This is a genomic window from Halomonas sp. B23F22_20 (genome assembly GCF_043496985.1).
In the GTDB taxonomy this organism is placed as follows: domain Bacteria; phylum Pseudomonadota; class Gammaproteobacteria; order Pseudomonadales; family Halomonadaceae; genus Halomonas.
Genome location: NZ_JBIEKH010000104.1, coordinates 1 through 644, shown reverse-complemented (window position 1 = coordinate 644; position 644 = coordinate 1). Strand labels below are relative to the sequence as shown.

General features: G+C 60.1%; 2 protein-coding genes. Both read right to left on the bottom strand.

Going from position 1 to position 644, the window contains the following annotated elements:
- On the bottom strand, positions 1-330 hold a 330-nt coding region (locus ACGTN6_RS20805; RefSeq protein WP_394594989.1), incomplete at its 3' end, for a hypothetical protein.
- Positions 330-644 (bottom strand): single-stranded DNA-binding protein (locus ACGTN6_RS20800; protein WP_394594987.1); only part of this gene is annotated, 315 nt, incomplete at its 5' end. The genes ACGTN6_RS20805 and ACGTN6_RS20800, both read right to left, overlap by 1 nt.

The following is a 644-nucleotide window of genomic DNA, read 5'->3' as shown; positions in this document are numbered from 1 at the left end:
ACGCATCTTGCGGAAACGGTCATTCGCGTCGAAATCCTGGGGAGAGCGGAAACCGAACTCAGACTTGATCCGGGCATAGGCTGTGTCGACATCCAGACTTGACCCCATCTCGAAGTCGCCGGCCATGTTGCTGCCATGGATCGACTCCTCGATGGTCTGCCCACGCAGCTCCTCCGGCGTCGCATCCGGATCATAGTTGATGGGTTCACCCGTGACCGGATTTGTCACGCAGGTGACACACTCGCCCCCCATGTACAGGTGCTCTCCAGACGCACAGCCTGACAAAATCACCAGCGTGGCCAATCCCACTGCACCCCGGATGCTCTTCATCACATACCTCCGTGTTGGCCCTGCCCTTCATAGGCTGGGGGTGTTCCCTCACCAATTGACTGCCCTTGGCCCGCTTGCTGCTGACCCTTGGATGGTTGCATCGTCACCTGGCCGACGCGGTAAGGCAGGATCCCTATGCGATTTGCGACAACTTTCATGGCTGTCCGCTGCTCGCCGCCCTGCTCCCACTGGTCCTGCACCAGGTTGCCCATCACCATTACACGCATGCCACGCTGAAACAACGTCGACCAGTGCTCGCCGTCACGATGCCAGGTCTCGACGTTGGCCCAGAAGCCCCCCCGGTCAACAACACC